15 protein-coding genes are annotated in these 8,941 nt (G+C 62.7%); all 15 read left to right on the forward strand.

Annotation, left to right across the window (positions count from 1 at the left end; translation table 11 throughout):
* Nucleotide 1: 1 nt before the first annotated feature.
* The 15 genes from E4P09_RS17170 to E4P09_RS17240 all read left to right on the forward strand — a co-directional run bounded on the left by E4P09_RS17170 (nt 2) and on the right by E4P09_RS17240 (nt 8,916).
* Nucleotides 2–289 carry a hypothetical protein gene (locus E4P09_RS17170; RefSeq protein WP_137390859.1) on the forward strand — a complete coding sequence of 96 codons (288 nt, stop codon included), beginning with the start codon at nt 2–4 and terminating at the stop codon, nt 287–289.
* Complete coding sequence (locus E4P09_RS17175; RefSeq protein WP_137390860.1) at nt 286–516, forward strand: hypothetical protein; 231 nt, start codon at nt 286–288, stop codon at nt 514–516. Before E4P09_RS17170 ends, E4P09_RS17175 begins: the two co-directional genes overlap by 4 nt.
* Nucleotides 513–755, forward strand: a complete 243-nt coding sequence (locus E4P09_RS17180) for a hypothetical protein (RefSeq protein WP_137390861.1) — start codon at nt 513–515, stop codon at nt 753–755. The genes E4P09_RS17175 and E4P09_RS17180 overlap by 4 nt, the downstream gene beginning before the upstream one ends.
* The gene (locus E4P09_RS17185) at nt 752–1,987 is read left to right on the forward strand and encodes a DUF2800 domain-containing protein (RefSeq protein ID WP_137390862.1); all 1,236 of its coding nucleotides are present in this window, start codon (nt 752–754) and stop codon (nt 1,985–1,987) included. Before E4P09_RS17180 ends, E4P09_RS17185 begins: the two co-directional genes overlap by 4 nt.
* Nucleotides 1,984–2,211: a hypothetical protein gene (locus E4P09_RS17190; RefSeq protein WP_137390863.1), complete on the forward strand. Its 228-nt coding sequence runs from the start codon at nt 1,984–1,986 to the stop codon at nt 2,209–2,211. The genes E4P09_RS17185 and E4P09_RS17190 overlap by 4 nt, the downstream gene beginning before the upstream one ends.
* Entirely contained in the window at nt 2,208–2,444 is a 237-nt protein-coding gene (locus tag E4P09_RS17195; protein WP_137390864.1) for a hypothetical protein, read from the forward strand. Before E4P09_RS17190 ends, E4P09_RS17195 begins: the two co-directional genes overlap by 4 nt.
* A 74-nt stretch (nt 2,445–2,518) precedes the next feature.
* Nucleotides 2,519–3,142 (forward strand): ssDNA-binding protein, encoded by a 624-nt coding sequence (locus E4P09_RS17200; RefSeq protein ID WP_137390865.1) that lies wholly within the window; start codon nt 2,519–2,521, stop codon nt 3,140–3,142.
* Between the two features lies 1 nt (nt 3,143).
* Complete coding sequence (locus tag E4P09_RS17205) at nt 3,144–3,350, forward strand: hypothetical protein (RefSeq protein ID WP_137390866.1); 207 nt, start codon at nt 3,144–3,146, stop codon at nt 3,348–3,350.
* Entirely contained in the window at nt 3,347–3,532 is a 186-nt protein-coding gene (locus E4P09_RS17210; RefSeq protein ID WP_137390867.1) for a hypothetical protein, read from the forward strand. Before E4P09_RS17205 ends, E4P09_RS17210 begins: the two co-directional genes overlap by 4 nt.
* A 35-nt stretch (nt 3,533–3,567) precedes the next feature.
* Nucleotides 3,568–3,825: a DUF2312 domain-containing protein gene (locus E4P09_RS17215; RefSeq protein WP_137391208.1), complete on the forward strand. Its 258-nt coding sequence runs from the start codon at nt 3,568–3,570 to the stop codon at nt 3,823–3,825.
* A gap of 67 nt (nt 3,826–3,892) precedes the next feature.
* Entirely contained in the window at nt 3,893–4,123 is a 231-nt protein-coding gene (locus E4P09_RS17220; protein WP_137390868.1) for a hypothetical protein, read from the forward strand.
* A complete protein-coding gene (locus tag E4P09_RS17225) occupies nt 4,120–6,210 on the forward strand; it encodes a DNA polymerase (RefSeq protein WP_137390869.1) in 2,091 nt (696 codons plus the stop codon). The genes E4P09_RS17220 and E4P09_RS17225 overlap by 4 nt, the downstream gene beginning before the upstream one ends.
* Nucleotides 6,211–6,585: 375 nt before the next feature.
* Nucleotides 6,586–7,386: a DUF1194 domain-containing protein gene (locus tag E4P09_RS17230; RefSeq protein WP_170984482.1), complete on the forward strand. Its 801-nt coding sequence runs from the start codon at nt 6,586–6,588 to the stop codon at nt 7,384–7,386.
* 35 nt (nt 7,387–7,421) lie between these two features.
* Entirely contained in the window at nt 7,422–8,048 is a 627-nt protein-coding gene (locus E4P09_RS17235; RefSeq protein ID WP_137390870.1) for a DedA family protein, read from the forward strand.
* A 100-nt stretch (nt 8,049–8,148) separates the two neighbouring features.
* A complete protein-coding gene (locus E4P09_RS17240; RefSeq protein ID WP_137390871.1) occupies nt 8,149–8,916 on the forward strand; it encodes a class II aldolase and adducin N-terminal domain-containing protein in 768 nt (255 codons plus the stop codon).
* Nucleotides 8,917–8,941: the final 25 nt, after the last annotated feature.

The following is an 8,941-nucleotide window of genomic DNA, read 5'->3' on the forward strand; positions in this document are numbered from 1 at the left end:
TATGGCCAAGGGCACGGACGTCTACATCGCCGTCGGGTCCTACAACGAGGGCGGGCGCTACTTCGTGACGATTTCTCACTCGTCCGGGGATCCCCTCATCATGTCGCCTGAAGGAGCGCGATTGGTCGCAAAATCACTCCTTCAATGGGCTCGGCATGCCGACGAGAAGAATGTCACCTGCGCATGGCGCCAGGTGAAGCAATACATCGTGGAGTGGAAAGACCACGCTCAGGCCGTCGAAGAGGCGTCCTCGAAAGAGGAACCGCACTGGGAGGAGGTCAAGTCATGACCCTTGATGCAGCGAGGGAGGCGGGATGGCTCATCCAGGATATCGCTTGCTACAAGGAGTTTTTGGATGAGGGCGCCGAAAAGCTGTGCGCGAGATTGGAAGTCGAGCGCGAAGCCGGTCGGAGCTGGATTATTCTTTCTCCGAGCGTGGCTCGATCAGCCATTGAAGCCTTAATCAGCGAGGCGCGGGCGCGGCTCAAAGAGCTCGGTGTCGAGGTGCCGTCATGACACCAGAGCAGATTCGAAAGGCCAGCCCTAAGTTGGACCGGCTGCGCCGGGTTGAAGACATCAAACAGGCCGTTGCGTCGCGAGATGACGCCGAACTCAGAGTGCACGACAGGCTAGGTGCGACCCTCTTCTACCACACAGTGGAATTACCCGCACCGGTCGTTGTCACAATGCTAGATCGGTACCGTGAGCAACTCTTGGAGGAGCTGCGCGAGCTCGGTGTCGAGGTGCCGTCATGAACGCGCCTCACACCACCCGGGCCCACGCCAGGCTCAGCCCCAGCGCCGCCTACCGGTGGCTGGTGTGCCCCGGGTCGATCCGGCTCTCGGACGGCATCCCGGACAAGTCGAGCGTTTACGCCAACGAAGGCACCGCGGCGCACATGCTGGCCGAGCATTGCCTGCGGCACGGCTGGGACGCCGATCGATACCTCGACTGTGTGATCGACATCACGGCCGAGGGCAACGCGATGTTCGGCGATGCCGGCACCGAGAACGGCGACAACCGCTGGCTTGTCGACGAGGAAATGGTGCACAGCGTCCAGATCTACCTGGATCATTGCCGCAGCATCATCGCGCCGGCCGACGAGCTGGAGATCGAGTGCAAGCTCGACCTCACCCACGTGATCCCGGACGGCTTCGGCACCGGGGACACCTTGGTCTATCAGGTCGAGCAGAAGCACCTGCACGTCGTCGACCTGAAATATGGCGTCGGGGTCCCGGTCGACCCGCAGAACAACCCTCAGCTGCTCACCTACGCCGTGGGCGCGCTCAAGCGCTACCACAACCGCGAGGTCGAGAAGGTCACCTTGACCGTCGTTCAACCCCGCGCGCCGCACCGGGACGGGGAGGTGCGCAGCTGGGAAACCGATCCGGCGACGGTGGTCGAGTTCGAGGACGTGCTCCGCCGCGGAGCCCAGGACACAGCCCGGGACGACGCGCCGCTGGTGCCGGGCGATCACTGCAAGTTCTGCAAGGCGGCGGCCGTTTGCCCGGCGCTGCGTGACAAGGCGCTGGAGATCGCCAGGGCCGAGTTTATCCCGGATGAACAGGGCTACCCTGTGGTCCCGTCGCCGGTTCAGCTCGACCGGGACGAGCTCGCACATATCCTGAGCGAGGCCGAGATCCTCGAGGGCTGGGTCAAGCGGGTGAAGGAGTTCGCCCACCAGCAGGCACTCGCCGGCAACCTGCCGACCGGTTTCAAGCTGGTTCAGAAGCGCGCCACGCGGAAGTGGCAGGACGAAGCGGCGGTCGTGTCCTTGTTGGAGCTCACGTTCGAGCTGGCGCCCGAAGACATCTACGAGGAGCCGAAGGTCAAGAGCCCGGCCAGGATCGAGAAGCTCGTCGGCAAGAAGTCGATGGCGCTGTTGCGGGGCGCGATCTCGCAGGAGAGCAGCGGGCTCTCGCTCGTGCCGGACAGCGATCCTCGGCCGGCGGCCAAGCCGGATGCTGCCACGGAGTTTGCTGCATGAAACCGATCGAACAAGACGTCCCGGTCTTGCCGAGATCCGCGACCTTGCGGGCCTACCCCTTCGAGGAGATGGAGCTCGGCCAGCACTTTTCGGTGCCGATGGACAAATACAACTCGGTGAAGGTCCTGGCATCGCGGCTCGGGCGCCGGTTGGGGCGTGTGTTCGTGGTCAGGAAGATGGAGAAGGACGGCCGGGAAGTGGCCGGTGTCTGGAGGGTGGAATGACTATCAAATACCCCGTGGAAAGCGGCGTCCCCATACCTCCGGTGAGGAAGAAGGAGTCGCAGTATCCCTGGGCGGAGTTGAAGGTCGGGGACAGTTTTTTCATCCCCGGCATCAATGCCAACCAGGCGTCCAGCGCGGCCACCCGGCGGCGCCACCGTTTCGGGGGGCGTTATAGGTGCCGGACCATGGTCGTCGGCGGCCAGAAGGGCGTCCGCGTCTGGCGCATCGAATAGGGCTCGGCACCCCGGGGCGGAGCTATGCCCGAAGTGTCGAAAATGTCGCGATATGTCAGAAGGATAGATGCAAAATGGTAGACTTCAATGTTGCAGTGATGACCCCGGCGGGCAACGTGCGCACGCCGAAGAGCCGCCTCGGCTTCACAAAGACCCTGTTCGAGCCGCGCGCCCGGGCTGAGGGAAAGGACCCGGAATACGGGTGCTCGATCGTGATCCCGCCGACGGCGGATATCTCGCTCTTGAAGAAGGTGGCCCAGGACGTGGCCATCGCCGAGTTCGGCAAGGAGCAGCTCGAGAAGCTGCTCAAGCAAGGCAAGTTCCGCTGGCCGTTCATGAAAGGCGAGCAGTGCGAAGGTGCCAACGGCAAGCACTTCCCCGACGAGTGCGATGACTGGACGGTGATCCGCGCCAACTCGAAGCAGCGGCCGGGGATCGTGGATGCCCGCGGGCTGACGGTGGACGAGGAAAGCTTGGCGTATTCCGGCCGCTGGGGCGTCGCGTCGTTGCGGGCGTTCGCCTACGGCAAGGGAGCCAAGCACGGCAACTATGGCGTCAGCTTCGGCCTGCAGAACGTGCAGATCCTGGACGACGCGGAGCCGTGGGGCGGCACCCGGGTCCGGGCTGAGGACGAGTTCGCTCCCGTCGAGACTGGCGGCGGCTCGGCCGACGGTGCGTTCGATCTGATTGGAGGGTGATATGGCCAGAAAGGCAGCGCCCGTAAAGAGCATGGAAACCATCGTTGTCTTCCAGGACGCCAGCGGTTCCAGGCGGCTAGTGCTACCTGGCGACGTCGAGATACACCGCTCGCTGGGTTATCTCAGCTTCAAGAGGGGAGCGACGAGCTTGTTGCTCATCCCGGACCATCGCTTCATTTCGGCTGAGTGCGTCGAGGTGACCGAATGATGCGCTCGGAATTCGACGACCTCAAAAGGACCCTCTTGGACCTCGAAGACCGCGATCTCTCGAACTGGGATCGCAACTTCGTCGAGGACATGTTCAAGCGGGTCGAGAAGTGGGGTGTCGACACGATCGTGACCGGCCGCCAATGGGAACAGCTTCAAAGAATGAGGGAGCAGTACGTATGACCAACATCGGCCACAACTCAGGCGCCACCGAGCTCATGGGCGACGGGGCCGAGACCACCACCTCGATATCCCAGGGCATGATCCGCAGCCTCGTCGAGCGCATCGAGCGCCTCGAGGAGGAAAAGGCCGCCACGGCCACGGACATCAAGGAGGTCTACGCCGAGGCGAAGGGCCATGGTTTCGACACGAAGATCCTCCGGAAGGTGATCGCCCTCCGGCGGAAGGACAAGGCCGAGCGGGACGAGGAGGCAGCTATCCTCGACCTCTATCTCAGCGCGCTCGGGATGCTCTAACTGCGTCGTCGGTGTCCAAAATGTCATGATTTGTCTGGGCACCGACGCGTCCTTTTGGGGGCGTAAAATGACTGATCTCCAAACCCTCACGATCGAGCAGCTGATCGACGAGGCCCACGCCCGCGGGCTGCGCGTGAACAACATCTTCGAATTCAAGGACGGGTGGCGCTCCAACGTGCGCCGCGGCGAGGCCGGCATGGAGTTCGGCGACGGCGCGACGGCTGCCGAGTCGCTCGCCAACGCGATCCTGAAGGCGGCGCCGGAGCCGGTGGCCTCGCTCGAGGACCTGCTGGGATGAACCAATCAAAACGCGTTCTCCGCCGAGATTACGAGACAAGGAACGTCCTCGATCTGCGCCAGGTTGGTGTCTACAAATATATGGAACATCCGTCTGCGGATGTGTGGTGCTGCGCGTACCACTTCGACGACGAGCCCACGAAGCTGTGGCTGCCGGGGGACCCGGTCCCGGAAGAGTTCATAGAGGCCGCCAACAACCCGGAGATCCTGGCTTCTGCGCACAACAACCAGTTTGAGCGGGCAGCCGAGAAATTCATCATGGGCCCGCGCTACGGGTGGCCTCAAATCCCGTTGGAGCGACAACGGTGCTCGATGGCCCAGGCATTGGCTATGGGTCTTCCCGGCTCTCTAGAGGGGGCAGGCGCCGCTGTAGGGCTGGAAATCCAAAAGGATATGGCCGGGCGACGGTTGATGCTTCAGATGGCCAAGCCCCGGCGCATCCACCTGCCCGGTAGCGCGGGCTACGATGAAGCGTGCACGGGCTCACTCCTGGACGACAGGAAATTCACGTTGCTACCGGACGGGTCGGTCGTGGAGTGGTGGGCGGACCCAGACAAGAGGGAGCGCCTGCACGCTTACTGCATAACTGACGCTGACGTAGAGCGCGCGCTAGAGAAGCGCTTGTTGCCTCTCTCGCCCATCGAGCAGCGTATCTGGGTTATGGACCAGCAAATGAACGAGCGGGGCGTGTTCATCGATCTGCGCTTGGTCCAACAGGCTTCGAAGGTGTTGCAGGAGTCGGAGGCAAAGCTCAACGAAGAGATGGCCGCCGTCACCGATGGAGAGGTATCCGCGATCACGAACACCGGACAGTTGTTGAAGTGGGCTCGCAAGATGGGCCTAGACGCCGACTCGGTGGCGAAAGGTAAGCTCGAGGAAATCCTCAAGACCCCCGATCTGGACCCTCAGGTCCGCCGCGCAATGGAGCTCCGCCAGAACGGTGCGCGCAGCAGTACGGCCAAGGTGCCGAAGATGCTGACGATGCGTCAGGAGGACGGTCGGATCCGAGGGACTGTCCAGTATTACGGGGCGGCGACCGGTCGCTGGGCTGCCCGCGGCGTTCAGTTACAGAACCTCCCGCGCCCGTCGGTTAAGGACGTCGGGCCGCTTATCGACATGCTGGCCGAGGGGAATACGGAACTCATAGATATGGTGTACGGGTCCCCGCACGCCGTGATCTCCGACTGCATTCGAGGGATGATTTGCGCACCACCCGGCCGGGTGATCATGGCCGTCGATCTATCGAATATCGAAGGGCGCGTCTTGGCGTGGTTGGCTGGAGAAACATGGAAGCTGGATGCGTTCCGCGCCTTCGATGAAGGGAGAGGTCCGGACATCTATCTCCTGACAGCAGCTGAGATCCTCGGCGTGCGAGTGACGCGCCTGACAAAGGATAGTCCGGAACGTCAGTCGCACGGCAAGGTGCCCGAGCTCGCACTAGGGTTTCAGGGCGGCGTCGGCGCGTTTCAATCCATGGCGGTCAACTACCAGGTACAGTTGCCAGACGAGCAGGTTCGCCAAATCGTCGATAATTGGCGAGCGAAACACCCAAAAATAAAACAGCTGTGGTACGACTTAGAACGTTGCGCGATCGAGGCTGTCGACAGCCCTGGGAAGTTGGTTCCTTGTGGCAGAATCGCCTTTCGCAAAGTGGGCTCGTTCCTGCTGATGCGCCTGCCGAGCGGACGACCGATTTTCTATCCATATCCACGGATTCAGAAGATCGAAACACCTTGGGGCGCGATGAAAGACGCGCTCACGTATAAGACTCGGCCAGGACCAAATACCAAGATCATAAAGGATGAAAGCAACAACCGCGAATTCGTCCGAGCAGCGGCGTACGGGGGTTTGATCGCTGAGAACGCCACCCAAGGCGTCGCCCGGGACAAAATGGCCTACGGTATGCTCAGACAGCATGAGTATGGCTACCCGATGATCTTGACGGTCCATGACGAAAGCGCAGCGGAGGTAGAGCACAGCTTTGGCTCCTTCGAACACTTCAAGAGTCTCATGGTTCAGCGAGACAACTGGGATGAAGGACTGCCGGTGGCGGCCGAGGGCTTTAGCGCGGAGAGGTACAGGAAATGAATTGGAAGACCTTTTTCTCGTCTAGCAACTTCCTAGCTCTGTGCTTCGCGGCGATGGCCAGCGCTCTTATCGCCGGCGGCTACGAACACGGATGGGGTTGGTTGCTGCTTATCGCCGCTCTCTGTGTTTTGTGACTTTTGTTGTAAAACCACAGCGGGTAATTCCCGCGCCAACTGGCGCGCCAGAATCGGCCTAAATGCCGTGTGATTTGCCAAGCACGAATGGGATTTTACAAATCAATTCAGCTACTTAGATCTTTGGCCTTGACGCGCGAGCCTGTCCTCTGACGACAATGCATGCGGCCATGCGCTCCTCGCATCACCCTCCGTCGAGCAGGGCTGCCCCATGGCCCCGGGACCGCAAGGAGACAGAAGGATGATGCTCCGGACGCTCTTTAGCCTGCTGGCCTTCGTGATGATGTTGCCATCCGCCACCAGGGCGGCCGACGCGGACGTGGATCTGGAGCTGGTTTTGGCGGTGGACGTCTCCTGGTCGATGGACCTGGACGAGCAGGCGCTGCAAAGAGAGGGCTATGTGGAAGCCCTGAAGCATCCGGAGGTCATCAGCGCCATCGGCTCAGGCTTGACCGGCCGGATCGCGCTCACCTACGTGGAATGGGCCGGCCCCGGCTACGAGACGGTGCTGGTGCCTTGGACCGTCATCGACGGCGCAGCCGCCGCGCGGGCCTTTGCCGACGCGCTGGCATCGGCGCCCATTTCCCGTTACCGCGCCACCTCCATTTCCTCGGCGCTGCAGTTCGCCGCTCCGCTCTTCGAGAGCAACGGCTTCAACGGCCTGCGGCAGGTGATCGATATTTCCGGCGATGGTCCCAACAACATGGGCGCGCCGGTGCTGACCGCCCGTGACGCCGTTCTCGCCCGCGGCATCGTGATCAATGGCCTGCCGATCATGATCAAGTCCGCCGGGGGCTTCTACTCCATTGACAATCTCGATGCCTATTACGAACAGTGCGTGATCGGGGGGCCCGGATCGTTCATCGTCCCGGTCCAGGAGCTGAGCACCATCGCCGAAGCGATTCGGCGCAAGCTGGTGCTCGAGATCGTCGGGCGAGAGCCCGACACGGCCAGGGTGATCCATGCCAGCGAAACGACGTCGACATCCGAGCCGTTCGACTGCCTCATCGGCGAGAAGCTGTATCAGCGCTGGATGCAGTGACCCCACGCGATTGCCGCGTGCCGGAGCCGCTGGTCATGCATGAAGCGCACATTCCGCAGCATCTCGCAGCCTATCTCCATGACTATGGCGAGTGGGCCGTCTTCGCGATCATATTGCTGGAAAGCTTGGGCGCGCCGCTCCCGGGCGAGAGCTTGCTGATCGCGGCGTTCAGCCTCGCCGCGCGCGGCCTGCTCGATCCGCCTCTGCTGTTTCTCGGCACCTTCGCCGCCGCGGTGCTCGGCGACAATATCGGCTATCTCATCGGCCGCCTGCTCGGCCGCCAGGCCGTCATTCGTTTTGGCACCCGGGTCGGCGTTACGGCTGAGCGCTATGAATGGGCCGAAGCCCAGTTCAGCCGCTACGGCCCGGCCATCGTTGCGGGCGCGCGCTTCGTCGTCATCCTGCGCCAGCTCAACGGCATCGTCGCCGGCAGCCTCGGCATGCATTGGCTGCGCTTTCTCATCTTCAACGCGATCGGCGCCGCCCTGTGGGTCGGCTTCTGGGGCGCGCTCGCCATGTTCGTCGGCACGCATGTCCACGCCTTCGCCGAACTTGCCCAGCACCTGGGCGTGGCCGGCGTGCTCATCGCCCTTGTCGCTGCCATCGCCGCGCTGGCCTGGTGGCGCTGGCGGCAGCCGCGCAAGACGGGAGGAACGCAGTAGCAGAACAGGACGTAGGCGACTGCCGCTGGACGGCGGCATCGGCCGTGCTAATCTGAAGGAAATGTCGCCGGCGGCGGCTCCGGCCGCGAGGAGAACCCCCATGTCGACTGTGGCAAGCTTCAAGGCAAATCGGAAGACGGATTCGGAGGAATGGCAGCTGCGGGTTGATCTCGCCGCCGCCTTCCGCTTGGCAGCCGAGCTCAACTGGCACGAGGCGGTGGCCAACCATTTCAGCCTCGCCGTCTCGGCAGATGGCAAGAAGTTCCTCATGAACCCGCGCTGGCGGCACTTTTCCCGCATCAAGGCCAGCGATCTTCTGCTGCTGGACAGCGACGATCCCTCCACCATGGACCGGCCCGATGCGCCCGATCCGTCCGCCTGGTGCATCCACGGCAATATGCACAAGTCGCTGGCGCATGCCCGTTGCATCTTGCATGTGCACCCGCCCTATGCCACGGCGATCGCCTCTCTCGCCGATCCGGACATCAAGCCCATCGACCAGAACACGGCGCGCTATTTCAGGCGTGTCGCCATCGACCTGGGTTTCGGCGGCATCGCTGACGAGCAGGAGGAGGGCGAGCGGCTGGTGCGCGCGCTCGGCAATGCCAACCGCCTGATGATGGGCAATCACGGCGTGCTGGTGGTGGCCGAAACGGTCGCGGAGGCGTTCGACGACCTCTATTATCTCGAGCGGGCCTGCCAGACGCTGGTGCTGGCCTATTCGACCGGGCGCCCGCTCAGCGTTCTTTCCGACGAGGTCGCCGAGAAGACGGCCAAGGGCTGGGAGGCTTACAAGCCCAGCGCCTTTGCGCATTTCGCGCAGATGAAGGAGATCCTGGACGCCAAGGATCCCTCCTACGCCGACTGACGGGACCAATTGCAACCGGCCCGCG

The organism is Rhodoligotrophos defluvii, assembly GCF_005281615.1.
Taxonomy (GTDB): domain Bacteria; phylum Pseudomonadota; class Alphaproteobacteria; order Rhizobiales; family Im1; genus Rhodoligotrophos; species Rhodoligotrophos defluvii.

Bases quoted from the DNA above. Each gene is read 5' to 3' on its own strand.
- E4P09_RS17205 (WP_137390866.1), top strand. From the start codon at position 3,144: ATGGCCAGAAAGGCAGCGCCCGTAAAGAGCATGGAAACCATCGTTGTC.
- E4P09_RS17195 (WP_137390864.1), top strand. From the start codon at position 2,208: ATGACTATCAAATACCCCGTGGAAAGCGGCGTCCCCATACCTCCGGTG.
- E4P09_RS17230 (WP_170984482.1), top strand. From the start codon at position 6,586: ATGATGCTCCGGACGCTCTTTAGCCTGCTGGCCTTCGTGATGATGTTG.
- E4P09_RS17240 (WP_137390871.1), top strand. From the start codon at position 8,149: ATGTCGACTGTGGCAAGCTTCAAGGCAAATCGGAAGACGGATTCGGAG.
- E4P09_RS17175 (WP_137390860.1), top strand. From the start codon at position 286: ATGACCCTTGATGCAGCGAGGGAGGCGGGATGGCTCATCCAGGATATC.
- E4P09_RS17180 (WP_137390861.1), top strand. From the start codon at position 513: ATGACACCAGAGCAGATTCGAAAGGCCAGCCCTAAGTTGGACCGGCTG.
- E4P09_RS17215 (WP_137391208.1), top strand. From the start codon at position 3,568: ATGGGCGACGGGGCCGAGACCACCACCTCGATATCCCAGGGCATGATC.
- E4P09_RS17210 (WP_137390867.1), top strand. From the start codon at position 3,347: ATGATGCGCTCGGAATTCGACGACCTCAAAAGGACCCTCTTGGACCTC.
- E4P09_RS17235 (WP_137390870.1), top strand. From the start codon at position 7,422: ATGCATGAAGCGCACATTCCGCAGCATCTCGCAGCCTATCTCCATGAC.
- E4P09_RS17170 (WP_137390859.1), top strand. From the start codon at position 2: ATGGCCAAGGGCACGGACGTCTACATCGCCGTCGGGTCCTACAACGAG.
- E4P09_RS17220 (WP_137390868.1), top strand. From the start codon at position 3,893: ATGACTGATCTCCAAACCCTCACGATCGAGCAGCTGATCGACGAGGCC.
- E4P09_RS17190 (WP_137390863.1), top strand. From the start codon at position 1,984: ATGAAACCGATCGAACAAGACGTCCCGGTCTTGCCGAGATCCGCGACC.
- E4P09_RS17225 (WP_137390869.1), top strand. From the start codon at position 4,120: ATGAACCAATCAAAACGCGTTCTCCGCCGAGATTACGAGACAAGGAAC.
- E4P09_RS17185 (WP_137390862.1), top strand. From the start codon at position 752: ATGAACGCGCCTCACACCACCCGGGCCCACGCCAGGCTCAGCCCCAGC.
- E4P09_RS17200 (WP_137390865.1), top strand. From the start codon at position 2,519: ATGGTAGACTTCAATGTTGCAGTGATGACCCCGGCGGGCAACGTGCGC.